Annotated in this window: 18 protein-coding genes; 8 read left to right on the top strand and 10 right to left on the bottom strand. The window is 70.6% G+C overall.

The window, feature by feature from the left end; translation table 11 throughout:
- Positions 1-142: 142 nt before the first annotated feature.
- The 5 genes from ACGFX9_RS00920 to ACGFX9_RS00940 all read right to left on the bottom strand — a co-directional run bounded on the left by ACGFX9_RS00920 (position 143) and on the right by ACGFX9_RS00940 (position 7,146).
- Entirely contained in the window at positions 143-1,144 is a 1,002-nt protein-coding gene (locus ACGFX9_RS00920; RefSeq protein WP_393463073.1) for a TerC family protein, read from the bottom strand.
- Between the two features lie 221 nt (positions 1,145-1,365).
- Entirely contained in the window at positions 1,366-3,345 is a 1,980-nt protein-coding gene (locus ACGFX9_RS00925) for a TerD family protein (RefSeq protein ID WP_393463074.1), read from the bottom strand.
- A gap of 46 nt (positions 3,346-3,391) precedes the next feature.
- Entirely contained in the window at positions 3,392-3,970 is a 579-nt protein-coding gene (locus ACGFX9_RS00930; protein ID WP_393463075.1) for a TerD family protein, read from the bottom strand.
- Positions 3,971-4,103: 133 nt separating this feature from the next.
- Positions 4,104-6,242 (bottom strand): excinuclease ABC subunit UvrB, encoded by a 2,139-nt coding sequence (gene uvrB / locus ACGFX9_RS00935; RefSeq protein ID WP_393463076.1) that lies wholly within the window; start codon positions 6,240-6,242, stop codon positions 4,104-4,106.
- A gap of 40 nt (positions 6,243-6,282) precedes the next feature.
- Positions 6,283-7,146, bottom strand: a complete 864-nt coding sequence (locus tag ACGFX9_RS00940; protein ID WP_393463077.1) for an MHYT domain-containing protein — start codon at positions 7,144-7,146, stop codon at positions 6,283-6,285.
- 250 nt (positions 7,147-7,396) lie between these two features.
- On the opposite strand from ACGFX9_RS00940, the gene ACGFX9_RS00945 reads away from it, so the two are divergent.
- From ACGFX9_RS00945 to ACGFX9_RS00955, 3 genes are all read left to right on the top strand, one after another.
- Complete coding sequence (locus ACGFX9_RS00945; RefSeq protein WP_393463078.1) at positions 7,397-8,305, top strand: glycerophosphodiester phosphodiesterase; 909 nt, start codon at positions 7,397-7,399, stop codon at positions 8,303-8,305.
- A 64-nt stretch (positions 8,306-8,369) separates the two neighbouring features.
- Entirely contained in the window at positions 8,370-8,927 is a 558-nt protein-coding gene (locus ACGFX9_RS00950) for a methylated-DNA--[protein]-cysteine S-methyltransferase (protein WP_393463079.1), read from the top strand.
- A 73-nt stretch (positions 8,928-9,000) separates the two neighbouring features.
- Positions 9,001-10,263, top strand: a complete 1,263-nt coding sequence (locus ACGFX9_RS00955) for an MFS transporter (RefSeq protein WP_393463080.1) — start codon at positions 9,001-9,003, stop codon at positions 10,261-10,263.
- Between the two features lie 24 nt (positions 10,264-10,287).
- Here the strand turns inward: ACGFX9_RS00955 and ACGFX9_RS00960 are convergent, their stop codons facing one another.
- Entirely contained in the window at positions 10,288-10,653 is a 366-nt protein-coding gene (locus ACGFX9_RS00960; RefSeq protein WP_393463081.1) for a cupin domain-containing protein, read from the bottom strand.
- Positions 10,654-10,773: 120 nt separating this feature from the next.
- Between ACGFX9_RS00960 and ACGFX9_RS00965 the strand changes: the two genes are divergently transcribed.
- Together ACGFX9_RS00965 and ACGFX9_RS00970 are read left to right on the top strand one after the other, a co-directional pair.
- Positions 10,774-11,679: a pseudouridine-5'-phosphate glycosidase gene (locus ACGFX9_RS00965; RefSeq protein ID WP_393463082.1), complete on the top strand. Its 906-nt coding sequence runs from the start codon at positions 10,774-10,776 to the stop codon at positions 11,677-11,679.
- A complete protein-coding gene (locus tag ACGFX9_RS00970; RefSeq protein WP_393463083.1) occupies positions 11,676-12,686 on the top strand; it encodes a carbohydrate kinase family protein in 1,011 nt (336 codons plus the stop codon). The genes ACGFX9_RS00965 and ACGFX9_RS00970 overlap by 4 nt, the downstream gene beginning before the upstream one ends.
- Here ACGFX9_RS00970 and ACGFX9_RS00975 read toward each other — a convergent pair.
- On the bottom strand, positions 12,601-13,404 hold the full coding sequence (locus ACGFX9_RS00975; protein WP_393463084.1) for a methyltransferase domain-containing protein: 804 nt from the start codon (positions 13,402-13,404) through the stop codon (positions 12,601-12,603). The two genes, ACGFX9_RS00970 and ACGFX9_RS00975, sit on opposite strands and share 86 nt — an antisense overlap.
- A 159-nt stretch (positions 13,405-13,563) precedes the next feature.
- Here ACGFX9_RS00975 and ACGFX9_RS00980 point away from each other — a divergent pair, with 159 nt between their 5' ends.
- Positions 13,564-14,700 (top strand): magnesium and cobalt transport protein CorA, encoded by a 1,137-nt coding sequence (locus ACGFX9_RS00980; RefSeq protein WP_393463085.1) that lies wholly within the window; start codon positions 13,564-13,566, stop codon positions 14,698-14,700.
- Positions 14,701-14,731: 31 nt separating this feature from the next.
- Here ACGFX9_RS00980 and ACGFX9_RS00985 read toward each other — a convergent pair whose 3' ends face one another.
- From ACGFX9_RS00985 to ACGFX9_RS00995, 3 genes are all read right to left on the bottom strand, one after another.
- Entirely contained in the window at positions 14,732-15,151 is a 420-nt protein-coding gene (locus tag ACGFX9_RS00985; protein WP_393463086.1) for a CBS domain-containing protein, read from the bottom strand.
- Between the two features lie 126 nt (positions 15,152-15,277).
- On the bottom strand, positions 15,278-15,682 hold the full coding sequence (locus ACGFX9_RS00990; RefSeq protein WP_393463087.1) for a PPOX class F420-dependent oxidoreductase: 405 nt from the start codon (positions 15,680-15,682) through the stop codon (positions 15,278-15,280).
- 101 nt (positions 15,683-15,783) lie between these two features.
- Complete coding sequence (locus ACGFX9_RS00995; protein WP_393463088.1) at positions 15,784-16,443, bottom strand: uridine kinase; 660 nt, start codon at positions 16,441-16,443, stop codon at positions 15,784-15,786.
- Between the two features lie 122 nt (positions 16,444-16,565).
- Here ACGFX9_RS00995 and ACGFX9_RS01000 point away from each other — a divergent pair, with 122 nt between their 5' ends.
- Together ACGFX9_RS01000 and ACGFX9_RS01005 are read left to right on the top strand one after the other, a co-directional pair.
- Positions 16,566-17,264 (top strand): DUF2293 domain-containing protein, encoded by a 699-nt coding sequence (locus ACGFX9_RS01000; RefSeq protein ID WP_393463089.1) that lies wholly within the window; start codon positions 16,566-16,568, stop codon positions 17,262-17,264.
- Between the two features lie 248 nt (positions 17,265-17,512).
- A complete protein-coding gene (locus tag ACGFX9_RS01005; protein WP_393463090.1) occupies positions 17,513-17,992 on the top strand; it encodes a DUF1772 domain-containing protein in 480 nt (159 codons plus the stop codon).
- Positions 17,993-18,010: the final 18 nt, after the last annotated feature.

The raw sequence follows: 18,010 nt of genomic DNA on the forward strand, positions 1-18,010 counted from the left end.
GGGCCAATGGTATCTGCCCCCCGAGGGTGCCCGGGGCGCGGGGCCCCCGCGACTTCGGTCCCGGCCCCTCACCGCTGGAGGGGGTGGGGCCCGGGGCGGAGCGCCGGGGGCCACACCCCTTGCTGTACTTACTGCGCCACCGTCAGGCTTCGATGCTGTCCTTCGAAGTCTCGTCGGACGCCTGCTCGGCGGCCTCCTTCTCGGACTGCTTCTTGGAGGCGATGAGGCTGGTGATCGTCGTGATGATCAGGACACCGCAGATGACGCCGAGCGAGACCGGGATGGAGATCTCGGGGACGTGCACGCCGTTCTCGTGCAGTGCGTGCAGGACCAGCTTCACGCCGATGAAGCCCAGGATGACCGAGAGGCCGTAGCTGAGGTGGACCAGCTTCTTGAGCAGTCCGCCGATGAGGAAGTACAGCTGGCGCAGACCCATCAGGGCGAAGGCGTTCGCCGTGAAGACGATGTACGGGTCCTGGGTGAGGCCGAAGATCGCGGGGATCGAGTCCATCGCGAACAGGATGTCGGTGGTACCGATGGCGAGCATGACGACCATGAGGGGCGTCAGGATCTTCTTGCCGTTCTTCTCGATGAACAGCTTGGTGCCGTGGTACCGGTCGGCGACGCCGAACTTCTTCTCGACCGTCTTCAGGAGGCGGTTCTCCTCCCACTCCTCGTCCTCGTCGTCAGCGCGCGCCTCCTGGATGAGCTTCCAGGCGGTGTAGATCAGGAACGCGCCGAAGATGTAGAAGACCCAGGAGAAGTTGGCGATGACCGCGGCGCCGGCGGCGATGAAGATCGCCCGCAGGACGAGCGCTATCAGCACACCGAAGAGCAGCACCCGCTGCTGGAGATGGGTCGGCACCGAGAACTTCGCCATGATCAGGATGAAGACGAAGAGGTTGTCGACGCTGAGCGACTTCTCGGTGATGAAGCCCGCGAAGAACTCGCCGGACGCCTGGCTGTTACCCCAGATGAGCAGGCCCACTCCGAAGAGCGCGGCCAGCACGATCCAGACGATCGTCCAGGTTCCGGCTTCCTTGATGGATACGTCGTGCGGCTTGCGGCCGATGAAGAAGTCGACCGCGATGAGGGCACACAGACCAAGAATGGTCAGCACCCAGAGAGTCATTGAAACGTCCACTGCGCCTCCGGCGTCGTACGGCTACTGATCAGCGTCGTCGCTGCCGGAGGTCTCTTCCACCCGAGGCGGCTCACCGCCCCGCGGGCCGACGCCCCGGGACCGATGGCGGTCCGTATTGACGGGTACGTCGCGTTCGGGAGTACTCCCCTCCGCTGTATGAAGAGTACGCGAAACACCAAGGTTTGGTAAAGCTGGTGGCAAATGAAAGCCAAAAGTCCAGGTCAGCGGCTACCCGTGCGGCGGGCGCGCGCGACTTGGCCGAGGACCTGCCGGAGCACCTGGCTGCCCGGCGGTGTCATCGGCGGTTCGTACGTCCACGCATGACCGACCCAGGGGTCGGAGAGGTGATCGTCGGCCACCGGCGTCAGGCGCAGGAGCGCGCGCCAGAGCGGATCGAGCAGCGGGCCGTACTCGGCGGCGTCCTCGCGGTCGGCGACCATCATGAGGTGCACGCCGACCGCGGGGCCCTCGTCCGCGAGGTAGCGGAGCTGGGTCACGGCGCGGTCGTCGAAGCCGTGCGGGAAGTCGTTGACGATCAGGAGCTGCTCGGCGGTGTCCAGGTCCGGCGGCAGCGCGTCGGCGGCGCCCGCGCGGATCGCCATCTGCACCAGGTCCACCCGCTGGGTGAGCTTGGCGAGGACCGCGGAGACGCCTGCCGCGCCGGAGGCCGGCGGCTCGGCGAGCACTCCGGCCGCCGTGAGCGGGGTGAGCGCGCCCGCGGCGGAGCCCGCCGCGTCGATCACATGCACCGTGAACTCGCCCGCCGGATAGACGGCGAGCAGCCGCGCGGCGTGCGCGACCGCGCTGTCCATGGCGAGGCGGCGCAGTTGGTCGCCGTCGGCCAGGGAGTCCGTGCCGGATGAGCGGCCGCTGTCGATCCACAGGCCGCGCTCCAGGGGAAGCCTGACAAGGAGCGGGATGTGCAGGCCGGGGCGCTCGGGCAGGTGGAGGTCGCCCAGGCGCAGGGCCATGGGGATCTCCATCGGGGTGCGGTAGGCGTGCCAGACGGGGCTGTCCCAGCCCGCGTACGCCATGGGCAGGGCGGGCTCGACGACGTCGGACTCGGTGGCGAGCTGGGCCAGGTCCCGGTCGAGGGCGGCCCTGGCCTGGTCGACGAGGAGGCCGTGCTTGGCGCGGGCGGCCTCGCGCGCGGTGTCCCCCGTGTTGCCGATGCGGCTGCGGGGGTCGGAGAGGACCTTGTCCAGCTCCTGCTCCATGCGGGACTCGGCGAAGTCGACGGCGCTGCGGTACGCGGCCGTGGTGCGGGCCAGGTCCTCGAACATGCCCCAGACCTGGTTGTAGAGCCGCTCCTCCATGGACCAGCCGGTCGCGTCGCCCGCCACGGGCTGGGCGGCCTTGCCCGGCTCGGCGGGGGCCGCGGTCGGCGGGGGCGGTGGCGGGGCGGTGGTCTGGCGGCTGGGGTGGGTGTAGTTGACGGGTCCTGCGGCGGCCGTGCTGCCGGTGGCGGCCGGCTGGGGCGTGGGTGGGGCGGGCTGAGCGGGCGGGGGCGGCTGGCCGGCCGCGCTGTCCGGGCCCGGCGCTGCGGGGGCGGGGCCTGGGGCAGGGGCGGGGGCGGGGGCGGCCTGCCCCGTCGTCCGTACGCGGGTGTCGTCCGAGGAGCGGGGTGGCGGCGCCGCCACCGAGCGGGCGAGGCCCTGGGCCACCGCTTCGTTGATCGCGCCCGCCAGTTCGCGCGCCTGCGGCAGGCCCTGGTCGGTGAGCATGTCGGCGAGGCCGCCCGCGTACCCCTGGCCGACGGCGCGCACCTTCCAGGCGTCCTGCCGTCGGTAGAGCTCAAGGGCGACGACGGCGGACTCGGCGTTCAGGTCGGTGATGGTGTAGCTGGCGACCTCGGAGCCGTCGAGTCCGGTGACGGCGACGAAGGGGGCGGCGAGGGCGCCGAAGCTGATCGGCCCCCCTACGCCGACGGGCAGCGCGAGCAGCACATTGACCCGGTGCACCGCTTCGGGGACGGCGCCGAGGTCCACCGCGAGGCGGTGGTCGGCGGCGGCCTGGCGGGGCACTTCGAGGCCGGGCAGCGTGGGCGAGCCCGGGTGGGCCACCCATTCCGCGCCCCGGACCTTGCCCTGGTCGTCGCTGAGCGTCACCCCGGCCACGATCGGCTTGCCGACCGAGACCCTGATCTCCAGACGGGTTCCGGGAAGCGGGTGGTTCTGCCCCCGGACCAGCTCGGCCGTCATCGCCTTCGTCCCCCTCGTGCCCTCTGTACTTATTGGTGCCGTGTATCTACAGCTGCGGCAGGATCGACGGCATCAGGTCCTGGAAGGTGCGGCCGTTGGCGGGAGTGCCGATGGCCGTCATCTGCCAGCCCGCGCCCGCGCGGTGGACCTTCGCCATGATCTGCGCGGTGTACTGACCGCCGCCGTCGAGTGTGTAGCGGGCGAGCTCCTGGCCGTTGGTCTCGTCGACCAGGCGGCAGAACGCGTTCTGCACTTCCTGGAACGTCTGTCCCGTGAAGGAGTTCACCGTGAAGACGATCTGGTCGATGTGGACCGGGATCCGCTGCAGGTCTACGAGGATCGCCTCGTCGTCGCCGCCCTGGCCCACGCCGCCGACGAGGTTGTCACCGGTGTGCCGGACCGAGCCGTCGTCACTGACGAGATGACGGAAGAACACGACGTCCACCGGCTGCTTGTCGGCGAACAGGACCGCCGACGCGTCCAGGTCGACCTCACGCGTGCGCGTACCGAACAGGCCGCGCCTCGGGGCCGCCTGCCAGCCGAGACCCATGCGCACCGCGGTCAGGGCGCCCCCGTCGTCCTTCTGCAGACTGATGGCCTGACCCTTGGTCATGTTGACCGTCACGCGCTGTCCCCTCTCGAACTGCCTGGGCAACCGCCGGTCTGTGCGGTTGCCCAGCACCCTACGCAGAGCCACGGACAGTGCCGCACTGTGGGCGGCACTTTGTGTCGGTCTTGCAACACACCAGGCAGTACGCCTAGCGCTGCCCCGCCTCCCTCATCTGCCTGAGCTCCTTCTTCATCTCTGACACCTCGTCACGCAGCCGGGCGGCGATCTCGAACTGGAGGTCGGCGGCGGCCGCGCGCATACGGGCCGTCATCTCCTCGATCTGCTCGGCCAGTTCGGCCGCGGGCCGGTCGGTGGGCACCTTCTCCGCGGCCTTGCCCTTGGCGGCCTTGCCCGCCTTGCCGCCGAGCGCGGGCACCGGCGCCTTGGCGGCTGTTCCCGCGTCGGCCCCCTTGCCCTTGCGGTAGTCGGTACCGAGGAGCTGTTCGGTGTCGACCTCTTCGCGCGCGATCGCCGACACGATGTCGTTGATCTTCTTGCGCAGCGGCTGCGGGTCGATCCCCTTCTCCTTGTTGTACGCGATCTGCTTCTCGCGGCGGCGGTTGGTCTCCTCGATGGCCTGCTCCATCGCCGGAGTGACCTTGTCGGCGTACATATGGACCTGGCCGGAGACGTTGCGCGCCGCGCGGCCGATGGTCTGGATCAGTGAGGTGCCGGAGCGCAGGAAGCCCTGCTTGTCGGCGTCGAGGATCGACACCAGGGAGACCTCGGGCAGGTCGAGGCCCTCACGCAGGAGGTTGATGCCGACCAGGACGTCGTACTCACCGGCGCGCAGCTCGCGCAGGAGCTCGACGCGGCGCAGGGTGTCGACGTCGCTGTGCAGATAGCGGACCTGGATGCCCAGTTCGAGGAAGTACTCGGTGAGGTCCTCGGCCATCTTCTTGGTGAGCGTGGTGACCAGGACGCGCTCGTCCTTCTCGGTGCGGGTGCGGATCTCGTGCACCAGGTCGTCGATCTGCCCCTCGGTGGGCTTGACCACGACCTGCGGGTCGATGAGGCCAGTGGGGCGGATGATCTGCTCGACGAAGCCGTCGCCGCGCGAGAGCTCGTACTTCCCCGGGGTCGCCGAGAGGTAGACGGTCTGGCCGACGCGGCCGAGGAACTCCTCCCACTTCAGCGGGCGGTTGTCCAGCGCGGACGGCAGCCGGAAGCCGTGGTCCACCAGGGTCCGCTTCCGTGAGGCGTCGCCCTCGTACATCGCGCCGATCTGCGGGACCGTGACGTGCGACTCGTCGATGACGAGGAGGAAGTCCTCGGGGAAGTAGTCGATGAGGGTGTTCGGCGCGGAGCCGGGCTCGCGGTCGTCGAAGTGCATCGAGTAGTTCTCGACGCCGGAGCAGGAGCCGATCTGGCGGAGCATCTCCAGGTCGTACGTCGTGCGCATGCGCAGGCGCTGGGCCTCCAGCATCTTGCCCTGCTTCTCCATCTCGGCGAGGCGCTCGGCGAGCTCCTTCTCGATGTTGGTGACCGCCTTCTCCAGGCGCTCGGGGCCCGCCACGTAGTGCGAGGCCGGGAAGACGTAGAGGTGGTCGTCGTCGCTGATGACCTCGCCGGTGAGGGGGTGCAGCGTGGAGAGCGCCTCGATCTCGTCGCCGAACATCTCGATGCGGACGGCCAGCTCTTCATAGACCGGGAAGATCTCGATGGTGTCGCCGCGGACCCGGAACGTGCCACGGGCGAAGGCCACGTCGTTGCGGGTGTACTGGATCTCGACGAAGCGGCGCAGGAGCTGGTCGCGGTCGATCTCGTCGCCGACCTTGAGCGACACCATGCGGTCGACATATTCCTGCGGGGTGCCGAGGCCGTAGATGCAGGAGACGGAGGCGACCACGATGACGTCACGCCGGGTGAGCAGCGAGTTCGTCGCGGAGTGGCGCAGGCGCTCGACTTCCTCGTTGATCGAGGAGTCCTTCTCGATGTACGTGTCCGACTGCGGGACGTACGCCTCGGGCTGGTAGTAGTCGTAGTACGAGACGAAATACTCCACCGCGTTGTTCGGCAGGAGCTCTCGGAACTCGTTGGCCAGCTGGGCGGCCAGCGTCTTGTTCGGCGCCATCACGAGGGTGGGGCGCTGGAGCTTCTCGATCATCCACGCGGTGGTGGCCGACTTTCCGGTGCCGGTCGCGCCGAGCAGGACGACATCCTTCTCACCTGCGCGGACGCGCCGCTCCAGGTCGGCGATGGCCGCCGGCTGGTCGCCGCTTGGCGTGTAGTTGCTGACGACCTCGAAAGGCGCCACCGTGCGTTCGATCTTGGATACGGGCCGCATGGAATCCACCGTACGACCCCGCACTGACAACGGGGTCCGGTCACCAGCTCTGCGGGGCCCTCGGACCGGGTCGCTGCGGGGGCCTGCGGCCCGCCCGGGGGTCGTGCCGGTCGCCGGAGCGCGGGACGGGGTAGGGGGCGTGCGGCCCCTGGGCGGAGCTCTGGAGGTCGGCCTTGCCCATGACCATCAGCGGGTCGAACATCACGATCACGCCCGCGAGGAGCAGGAAGGCCAGCGGGCCGATCATCATGGGCGCGAGCAGCTCGGCGGGCGAGTCACCGGTCGGCGTCGCGGTCGAGCCGTGCAGATGGACCCTCATCGCGGCCATCCCGGTGTAGTGCATACCGGTGACGGCCAGGCCCATGACGAGGCTCGCGCCCAGGCTCCAGAGGAATCCTCTGACCTGTGCGGCCGCCCAGAGGGCGGCGGTCGCGGCGACGACGGCGATCACCACGGACGCGGAGACGGTGAGGGTGTTGTACTCCAGCGTCCCGCGCAGACGCATACCGGCCATTCCCAGATAGTGCATCGAGGCGACGCCCAGACCGGTGATCGTGCCGCCGGTGAACAGGGCCGACCCGGTCGCGCCCCGGTAGCCGACGATGAAGATCCCGATGCCGACCATGAGGATGGCGACGGCGAGACTCGCGAAGGTCAGCGCCTTGTCGTAGTGGATCGGGGCTTCCTCGACGGTGAAGCCCATCATCGCGATGAAGTGCATGGTCCATATGCCGGAGCCGATCGCCGCGGAGCCGAGCGCAAGCCAGCCTGGACGCCAGGAGTGCGCGACAAGGAGCGACCTGGTGGTGCACCGCAAGCCGAGCGCTCCCCCGAGAAACGCCATGAGGTATGCCGTCACCGGTGTGACAAGTCCATAGCTGAAACCGTCGATCGTCCCCTGCATGCGCGGTAGCCCCTCCGCCTAATGTGTCTGATTGCCGGGATTACCCCCAAAAAGCCCCAGCAGACTGTCTACTGACAGGCCATGAGCTGACGCAGAGAGTAAAGCTCACTCCGGAACTTACGAACGATTTTCCGGGAAAGAATCCCGGCTGCCCCCGTTCAACCTGTGGCCATCCTGCACCTGTCTCGCGTTGGCCATGGACTGTCACTCTCATCCGGTCCGTGACCACACACATCGCGAGGAGTCACCGTTGTACGCACGCGTTGCCGCTGCCACCACCGCCGCTCTTCTGGGAGCCGGTGCACTCGCCCTTCCCTCCGCCACCGCTCACGCCGCGGACCGGTCTTCGGTACAGAAGGCCACCCCGACGTCCGCACGGCACGACAGTCCCTTGGTCGTCGCGCACCGGGGTGCTTCCGCCTACGCCCCCGAGAACACTCTTTCAGCCATCGACAAGGCGGCTGACATGGGGTTCCGCTGGGTCGAGAACGACGTACAGCGCACCAAGGACGGCGAGCTCGTGATCATGCACGACGACACGCTGACGCGGACGACCGACGTCGAACAGGTCTTCCCCGACCGCGCGCCGTGGAAGGTATCGGACTTCACCGCGGCGGAGATCGCCAAGCTGGACGCGGGCAGCTGGTTCAGCCCGAAGTACGCGGGCCAGCGGGTGCCGACGCTGAAGCAGTACATGAACCGCGTCTCGCGCAACCACCAGAAGCTCGTCTTCGAGTTCAAGAAGCCGGAGCTGTACCCGGGCATCGAGAAGCAGGGCCTGGCCGTCCTGCGCAAGACGGGCTGGCTCGACCGGCACCACGTCAAGAGCAAGCTCGTCATCCAGAGCTTCAGCGCGGACAGCGTCAAGAAGGTGCACAAGCTGCGGCCCGACATCAAGACGGGCTTCCTCGGCACGCCCGCGGTCGCCGAGCTGCCCGAGTACGCGGAGTTCGCCGACCAGATCAACTCGTCGCACACGACGATCTCCGACAAGTACGTCGCCGCGATCCACGCGTTCAAGGGGCCGCACGGCAAGCCCCTGGAGATCTTCACCTGGACCGTGAACGACGCGGCCGCCGCGCAGCGGGTGGCGGGCTTCGGGGTGAACGGCATCATCACGAACAAGCCCGATGTCGTGCGTGAGGCGCTCTCCGACTAGTGGCGGGGCTGCCGCGTACGCGCTCGCGGCGGCGTTGTCAGTGCCCGGTCGTACCGTGGTCGACATGAACGCCAAAGGGCAGCACGAGCAGCTCGGGCAGGTGGTGTGGGGCGTCGTCGCGAGCGACATCGGTCCACTGCTGCTCGCCGCGACGGACGAAGGCCTGGTCAGCGTCGTCTTCCACGCGACGGACGAGGTGCGCGACAAGGCAGTGGAGCGGCTCGGTTCCCGGCTGGGGGCCGAACCGCTCGAAGCGCCCGGCTCACCTCTTCTCGCCGAGCCCATACGCCAGCTCGCCGCCTACTTCGCGGGCGAGCGGCACGCCTTCGAGCTGCCGCTCGACTGGTCGCTGATCTCCGGGTTCAACCGCCAGGTCCTGCGCGAACTGACGACCGTTCCGTACGGCGCGGTCGTCGGCTACGGAGACCTGGCCCGTCGCGTGGGCCAGCCAGGCGCGGCCCAGGCGGTCGGCATGGCGATGGGCGCCAATCCGCTGCCGGTCGTGGTGCCGTGCCACCGGGTGGTCGAGAGCGACGGCGGCATCGGCGGTTTCGGGGGCGGCGTCGAGACGAAACGGCAGCTGCTGGCCCTGGAAGGGGTGCTGCCGCAGCCGCTGTTCTGAACCTCCGTCGTACGCCTCGCATGCCGCGGACAACTCTGTTTCCCCCGGGACGGCGTCCTGGCACACTGCGCCAGTGACCTCGACCCTCGACGCCCCTGACATACCCACGCCAGAGGCGCTGCCCGCCCTGCGCCGCCGTACGACGGCGGTGCTGATCACCAGCCAGATTCTGGGCGGGCTCGGGGTGCCGATCGGTATCGCGCTTGCCCCGATGCTCGCGACCGACGTGAGCGGGACTGAGGCGCTGTCCGGCCTCGCGCCCACCGCGTCCGTGGCCGGCACGGCCCTGTTGTCGCTGCCGCTCGCCGCGGTGATGACGTCGCGCGGGCGGCGGCCGGGGCTCGTCCTTGCGTATCTGATCGGCGCGCTGGGGGCCGGGCTCGTGGTCCTCGCCGCGGTCGTCGACAGTTTCCCCCTGCTGCTGCTCGGTATGGCGGGCTTCGGCGCGGGATCGTCGGCCAATCTGCAGGCCCGTTTCGCCGCGGCCGATCTCGCCGAGCCCGACCGGCGCGGGCGTGCCATCTCCCTCGTCATCTGGGCCACCACCGTCGGCTCGGTCCTCGGCCCGAACATCGCCGCGCCCACCAGCCGCCTCTTCTCCGGCACCGCCATACCCGAGGCCGCGGGCCCCTTCCTCTTCGCCGCCGGAATCTTCGCCGTCGCAGGGCTCGTGGTGGCGGTGCTGCTGCGCCCCGACCCGCTGCTCACCGCCCGCGCCCTCGCCCCGGAGGAGAACCACTCCGCTCAGAGCCGCTCGCTGCGGGCCGGTGTGGCCGCGGTGGCCGCGTCGCCGATGGCCCGGCTCGCCCTGGTGACGGTGGCCGCTTCGCACACCGTGATGGTCTCGATCATGGTCATGACCCCGGTGGACCTGGGGCACCACGGGGCGAGCCTGCAACTGGTCGGCCTCGTCATCAGCGGCCACATCGCGGGCATGTACGCGCTCTCGCCGGTGATGGGCTGGCTCGCCGACCGCTTCGGGCGGCTCTCCGTGATCGGCCTTGCCGTCGGGCTCCTGGGCTGCGCCGCGCTGCTCGCCGGCACGGCCGGACCCAGCCACGGCCAGACCGCCGCCGGTCTCTTCGTCCTCGGCCTCGGCTGGTCCGCGGGCCTTGTCTCCGGCTCCGCGCTGCTCACCGACTCGGTGGCGCAGCCCGCCCGGGCCGCCGTGCAGGGTCTGTCGGACCTGACCATGAACACGGCGGCGGGCATCGGCGGCGCCGCGGCCGGCCTGATCGTCGCGCGGGCGAGCTACGGCTGGCTCAACCTCATCGGCGTGTGCGTACTGCTGCCGATGGCGGCGCTCGCACTCCTGCGTACGCTCAAGAAGGCCTGAGCCCGCAGCTCCTGAGCCCGGCGGTCAGGGCAGCGTGATGTGGTACGCCTTGCGCAGCGTCTCGTGCACCGTCCACGTCGTACGGTCACCCTCACGCAGGACGGCCGCGTCGCCGGGGCCGATCTCCAGGACGTCGCCGCCCTCCACCTTGACGGTGGCGCGCCCGCTGACGACCACGAAGAGTTCGTTGGCCTCGGTGTCGGTGACCACGCCGGGCGTGATCTGCCAGATGCCGCGCAGCTGCTTGCCGTCGGCGGACTCCCACAGCACCTTGCCGGTGACCTCCGGGGTGCCGGAGACGATCTGCTCCGGGTCGAGCGACTCCGCCTCAAGATCGGCGTCCGGAATGTGCACGGCGAACGAGGCGGCGGCTTGATCATTCGTAGTCATGGCGGGTCACCCTAATCGCGCCCTCCCAAGGCGTGCGCGCCGGGGCGGGGCGCACGGGGTTTGCGGACGGGTCCCGCCCGCCAGGGATGAGGGGAGACCCGACAGGCAGGAGGCAGGCCCGTGTTGGTGGTGTCCGACGAGGTACAGGCCGCTGTGGCGGAGAGGCGGCCGGTCGTCGCCCTGGAGTCCACGATCATCGCGCACGGGCTGCCGCGCCCGCGCAATCTCCAGGTGGCGCGTGAGCTCGAAGAAGTCGTACGCGAGGAGGGCGCGGTCCCCGCGACGATCGCCGTACTGGACGGGCGCCCCCATGTCGGCCTGGACAAGGAGCAGTTGGAGCGGGTCGCGAACGAGGACGGCATCCGCAAGCTGGGCCACCGCGACCTGGCGCTCGCCGTCGCGGCGGAGGCGAGCGGGGCGACGACCGTGTCCGCTACGGCGCTGCTCGCCGCCCGCGCGGGCGTGCGGGTGTTCGCCACGGGCGGGCTCGGCGGGGTGCACCGGGAGTGGACGGTGACGCAGGACGAGTCCGCCGACCTGGGGCTGCTGGCGCGAACGCGCATCACGGTCGTCTGCGCGGGCGTGAAGTCGATCCTGGACGTGCCGGCGACGCTGCAGCGCCTGGAGACGCTTGGCGTCGCGGTGGCCGGGTACGGGACGGACCGCTTCCCCGGCTTCTACCTCACCGACTCCGGGCATCCGGTGGACTGGACGCTGCGTACGCCCGCGGAGGTCGCCGCGGTGATGCGGGCCCAGGACGCGGTCGGCGGCCCCGAGTCCGCACTGCTCGTGGCCAACCCGGTGCCGGAGTCCGAGCAGCTCGATCCCGCGCTGCACGCGCGCGTGCTCGCCGAGGCGTTGGAGGCGTGCGCCGAGCGGGGCATCACCGGGCAGGCGGTCACGCCGTTCCTCCTGGACCAGCTGGTGCGGCGTACCGACGGCGCCTCGCTCGGCGCGAACCTGGCGGCGGTCCGGGGCAACGTACGGCTCGCGGGGCGGATCGCGGCGGCCTGGGCGGGGCGGTGACCTCGCGGGGCGGGGCCCTGCTGGTCGTCGGCGACATCGTGACGGACATCGTCGCGCGGCACCGCACACCGCTGGCACCCGGCACGGACACGGCGGCGGCGATCCGTACGGTGCCGGGCGGCGCGGGCGCCAACGTCGCCTGCTGGGCTGCTGATTGGGGCTGCCCGGACGTACGCCTCCTGGGGCGGGTCGGCGCGGAGTCGGCGAGGTGGCATGAGGAGGCGCTCACGCGCGCGGGGGTGCGTCCCCGACTCGTCGTCGACCCCGAGGCGCCTACGGGGACGGTGATCTGCGTGGTCGACGGGGGCGCCGGTGCGGAGCGGACGTTCCTGACCGACAGCGGCGCGGCCCTGCGGCTTTCGGTCTCCGACTGGTCGCCCGCGCTCCTGGAGGGCGTCGGGTGGCTGCACTTGTCGGGGTATTTGTTCTTCGCGGAGCCGAGCCGGGCGGCGGCCGGGGCGGCACTCGCTTCGGCACGCGCGCGTGGAGTGCCGGTGAGTGTGGACCCGGCTTCGGCGGGGTTCCTCACGGCTCTCGGGGTGGACCGTTTCCTGGCGGCGACGGACGGAGTGGACGTACTGCTGCCGAGCGAGGACGAGGCGCGGCTGCTCACGGGCGCTCCGGACCTGGCGAAGGCGGCCACGCAACTGAACCGCAGATACCCCACGGTGGTGGTCAAGCGAGGCGCGGCGGGCGCACTGGCCGCCCAGGACGGCGAGGTACGGGCCGAGACCCCCGCCCGGTCCGCGACACCCCACGACACGACGGGCGCGGGCGACGCGTTCACCGGAGCGTTCCTCGCCTCGCACCTGGGCGGCGCGGGGCTCGGCGAGGCGGTGGCGGAGGGGTGCGGGGCGGGGGCTCGGGCCGTCGAGGTGGTTGGGGGAAGGCCTGAGTCGCGGGCCCCCGCGGAGGGAGCCCCTACCCCTTCCTCCCCCACGCCGAGATCAGCGGCGCCGTCGCCAAGTCCATCGGTTCTGCCGCGATGTTCGCCAAGTGGGCGGTGATGTCGTCGTCGGTGGCCAGGCCCGCGGTGGTCAGGGCCGTGCGGGACTGCTGGATCATGGCCGCCTCCAAGGCCGTGCACGCCGGTGACGTCAGGGGGAAGTACGCGTCGGCCTCCACCTGGCGCAGGCCCGCCGCGCGCAGCAGGCGGGGCAGGCCGCGGCCGTACGCGAGGTCGGTGCCGCGCTGGGTGATGAGCGCGTGCCGCAGGCGGTTCGCCAACTGCTGCGCCGGGCCGTGCTCGTCCGGGCAGGACAGCGGCTGCAGCGCGGGGTCGGCCTCCTCGATCAGCAGGCGGCCCCCAGGACGCAGGGCCCTGATCATCGACCGCAGCGCGGACTCCTGGTCCGGCACCCCCGCGAGGACCCGCCGTGCGTGCACGAGGTCGAAGCCCCCGGAGGGCGGCCCGTCCACGCCCACGTCATGGACGCGGACCTCGACCGGCGTGCGCGCGGCCGACGTATGCCAGGAGATGTCCGTGTCGGTCGCGAGGACCCGTCCCGTGGGACCGACCCGCTTCGCGAGCCAGGAGACGACCGAGGTGCCGCCCGCCCCGACCTCCCAGCAGCGCCACCCCGGACCGATGCCGAGCCGCTCGATGTGCCGGAAGGCCGTGGGGTCGAAGAGCGCCGAGAAGGCGTCGGAGCCGGGCCGCTGCCCCGCGCCTGCCTCTGCGTTCCGATTCCTGTTTCCGGTGAGATAACCGTCGATGAGCGTCATGTGCCGATCATTCCAGTTGTCCCGCTTGCTCCGGGGAGGGCGCCCCGGAGCGGGCTGCGGCAAGCCGGAGCGGAGCCTTCCGTTCCCACAGGGCGAGGCGGCACTGTCGGAACGTACTGGCAGACTGGCACGTCACGTCACCAGGACTAGGAGCCACGCATGTCGATGGCAGGCAACCTGCGGAAGGTAGGCAACCTCCGGAAGGTGGGCAGCCTGCGGAGAGTCGCGCGGGTCGCCCAGTTCGTACGCAAGAACACCCGCGTCGACCTGAGCCACCCCGCCCGCTCCCCGCTGGGCTCGGCGGTGGTGAAGTGCGTGACGTACCGGGGCGGCGTGCGCCAGGAGGGCGGTCATGACCTGGTCGAGGAGGTCGGGCGCGTCCGCAAGAGCGGTGACGGGTTCGTCTGGCTCGGGCTGCACGAGCCCACGGAAGAGGAGTTCGCCGGCATCGCCGACCTCTTCGACCTGCACCCCCTCGCCGTGGAGGACGCGGTCCACGCCCATCAGCGGCCGAAGGTGGAGCGGTACGACGAGACGCTGTTCGCCGTCTTCAAGACCGTCTGTTACGTGGAGCACGCCGAACTCACCGCGACCAGCGAGGTGGTGGACACCGGCGAGATCATGGTCTTCGTCGGCCCGGAGTTCGTGATCACCGTGCGGCACGGGCGGCACGGTTCGCTCGGCCCGCTGCGCGAGGAGCTGGAGTCGGCGCCCGAGCAGCTCGCCCAGGGTCCTGCCGCCGTGCTGCACGCGCTGGCCGACCACGTCGTGGACGACTACCTCGCCGTGGCGGACGCGGTGCGGGCCGACATCGACCAGGTCGAGATGGATGTGTTCTCCAAGGAGGGGGAGCGCGCCGACCCCGGCCGCATCTACCAGCTCAAGCGCGAACTGCTCGAACTGAAGCGCGCCGTGGCGCCCCTCGCCCGGCCGTTGCAGACCCTCGCCACCCAGCCGATGCGGGCGGTCGCCCCGGAGATACAGGCGTACTTCCGGGACGTCGACGACCATCTCAAGCGGGTCACGGAGCAGGTCGCCTCCTTCGACGAGCTCCTGAACTCCATCCTTCAGGCCCATCTCGCACAGGTGACGGTCGCGCAGAACGAGGACATGCGGAAGATCACCGCCTGGGCCGCCGTCATCGCCGTACCGACGATGGTCTGCGGTGTGTACGGGATGAACTTCGACCACATGCCCGAGCTGCACTGGAAGTACGGCTACGGCCTGGTCATCGGCGTGATCGTCACGACCTGTTTCGCGCTCTACCGGGGGTTCCGGCGCAACGGCTGGCTCTGATCCGCACGGGCCCTGCGCACGGCCTGGGGGGTCAGCTCTTCGCGTAGACGCTCTCCACCCAGTCCGCGAGCTGCTCCTCGGTGAGGTGAGTGGCGAGGTCCGCCTCGCTGATCATGCCGACCAGACGCTTGTTCTCGATGACAGGAAGCCTGCGGATCTGACGGCCCTTCATCTCGCGCAGGACCTCGCCAACGTCCGCGCCCGAATCGATCCAGCGCGGCGTGCCCTTGGCCATCTCGGCCGCGGTCACCTTGGACGGGTCGTGCCCCATCGCCACGCACTCGACCACGATGTCGCGGTCGGTGAGGATGCCGCAGAGCCGCTCGTTCTCGTCGCTGATGGGCAGTGCGCCCACGTCGAGCTGGCGCATCAGTTGTGCGGCGCGGTCCAGGGTCTCGTGTGCGGGGATCCACTGGGCGCCGCTGTGCATGATGTCTCCGGCGGTGGTCATGTGATGCCTCCCGGTGCCGGGGTGGCCGGCGCGGCGCGGGGGCGCCGCTAGTCCCGGCCCCCTCATTCTCTCCGGGCCCCCGCGGGCCCGCACGCCGGAGAGGGGGCAGCCCCGAGGGCCTGGGCCTCAGGCGGAGAAGCCGATGACCTTCTCCGGGGTGATCCTGATGATCACCCGGGTCTCCTCGTCCTTCTCGCCGGGCGGGTCGATGCCCAGGTACTTGTGCGAGAGCTCGCGCGGGAGCCGCTTGTGCGGGTCGGGGAGGATCTCGGCGACGCCGCGGATCTCGGTGGAGGTGTACGGGTTGGCCAGGTCGTAGACCGAGACGCTGATACGTGGATCGCGTTCGAGGTTGCGGACCTTCTGGCGCCGCGCCGTGGAGGAGAACAGCACGGTGTCACCTTCCCGTTTGATCCACACCACCGAGTTCTGGGGGGCGCCGTCGGGGCCGAGGGTCGCGATGCTGGCGAAGTTCTTGCCGTCGAGGAGAGCGCGGACGGATTCACTGAAGTTGATCGCTGCCGTTGTCATGCCCAGACTCTAACTACATGCACGTGCATATATAAGGGGTTTCGGTGTTTCGGTACGTCCGTCGCCCTCTTCTTTAGCGAATCACTTCCCTTCGTCGAGTCTCACTCCCCCGGGTCCGTCCAGCCGCTCCACGCCGGGTGCCGCGGATCGTCCGCACGTACGACGACGTCGGCCGCCGCACCGGGGTCCGTCTCCGTCTCGTACCGCTCGAAGGCGGGCAGCGTCCACCGCTCGCCCTCTTCGGTACGTCGCCGCAGGGCGCCCGGCGAAAGGCTGGTGTGAACCGTCAGGTCGAAGGGGAACCAGTGGCCGAGCAGCAGCGGCCCGTGCAGCAACAGGAAGGTACCTGGCCGGAGTTGGACGTAGGGGCTGCGGGTCGCCCGGTCCGCGGCCGGGTCCCAGAGATCGGGGAGCACGCGTCCCGTGCCGCCCGGATCCAGCGGCCCGAAGACCTCGCGCCAGAGCGCGCCGGTGTCGAACCAGCCGCTGTAGTACGCCTCCACGTCCTCACGCCCGTATTCGAGGCGCAGCGACGCGGGGCGCAGGAAGCCCTCCGTGCCGACGACGAGTGAGGATCGCCCGCGCACCCGTAGCGCGTCGGCCACGCGCCCGGCCAGCTCTCCGGGTCTGCCCGCCGGGGCCCCGTCGAAGGCGATGCGGGGCCAGGGGCTTTCGTCGGCCGTCTTCAGGTCGAGCAGCCGGTCGGCGAGGACGTCCGTGAGCCGGTCCCAGGTGATCGCTTCGAGTCGCACGGGTCCCATGATGCAGGGTCGGCCGTCCCAGGATGCCGGGCCCCGCATCCCGTACCGCCGGCTTCTCCCGCCCCTCCCCCACGATGGCCCCCACGGTGATACGCACCCTCCGCCCGGGGAATGAACCCTGCATGGCAGCTCCAACTCCCCTCCCCCGCCACGCCCTTATCGCCATCCAACCCCTGAAGCGCCGCCACTGCGCGGAGTGCCGCGGCGGGCCGCTCTCCCTGCTGGTCATCGAGGATGGGGAGCCGCGCTGCCTGGACTGCGCCGACCTGGACCATCTCGTCCTCCTGCCGCGCGGGGACACCGCGCTGACACGGAGGGCCCGCGAAGGGAGCGGCCTCTCCGCGGTGGTCGTCCGCTTCAACCGGCGTCAGGGGCGGTACGAGCGGCAGGGTGTCCTCGTCGAGGAGGGGGCGCTCGCACGGGCCGAGGAGCGGTGCCTGGCGGACGCGGAGGCACGGGCACGCCGCCGGGCGCGGGACGCGGCACGCCGGGCCACGCAGGACGTCCGCTTCACCGCGGCTTTCGCGGACGAGATACGTCGCCTCTTCCCCGGCTGCCCCGGGGAACGCTCCCGGGCGATCGCCGCGCACGCGTCGGTGCGGGGCAGCGGCCGGGTGGGCCGGAGCGCGGCGGGCCGAGCCCTGTCCGCCGCCGCGGTGACGGCGGCAGTGGCGGCCGCCGTCCGCCACACGGACACGCCGTACGACCGCCTCCTGATGAGCGGAGTCCCCCGCTGGGAGGCACGACGCCGGATCGCCCCCACGGTGGAGGAGACACTGCGGGCCTGGCGGGGAGCTGGGCGGGAGGAGGTGGCGGTCTGAGGGTGGGAGGGGCGCGGGTGCGGCGGGGTCGGTCCGCAACGCGGGGTGGCAGGCGGGCAGGCGGGCAGCCGGGGGGGAATCCAGGACACCGCTGCGACGCCCCCGTATGTTCCCGCGACCCCCGCACATGGCCTCGCACCCGCTCCGGGCAATTCACTTGTGGTGTGCCGCCGCGCCATGGAGGATCACTCGCGGCTCGCTCATCTGAGGCTCACCTCACGGCTGCCTTACTCAACGCGGGAGTTGCCATGATCGAGGGACCGTACTTCGTGCTCGTCGTCCTGGGCGCGCTCGCCTGCGGCCTGGTCGCCGGAGCGTTCGTCGCCTTCTCGACGTTCGTGATGAAGGGCCTCGCCGCCCTGCCCCCGGCGCAAGGCATCGCCGCGATGCAGTCGATCAACGTCAAGGCGGTCACCGCCGGGTTCATGGCCGTGTTCATGGGCGCCGCAGGACTCACCGCGGTCGTCGCCGTGGTCACCTTCGTGCTCTGGCCCGACGAGGGCACCGTCGAGCTGCTGCTCGGCAGCGCGCTGTATCTGTTCGGCTCGTTCGGGGTGACCGTCGCCGCGAACGTCCCCCGCAACGACGCCCTCGCCAAGCTCGACGCGCAGGCGCCGCAGAGCGCGGATCACTGGCGTACGTACGTCAGTGAATGGACCATGTGGAACCACATCCGCGTCGGCGCCTCGCTGGCCGCGTCGGCGTCCTTCATCCTCGCCCTCACCTGAGCGACGGGGCGAGGCGAG

The sequence above is a fragment of the Streptomyces sp. NPDC048436 genome (assembly GCF_043200355.1).
Classification (GTDB): domain Bacteria; phylum Actinomycetota; class Actinomycetes; order Streptomycetales; family Streptomycetaceae; genus Streptomyces.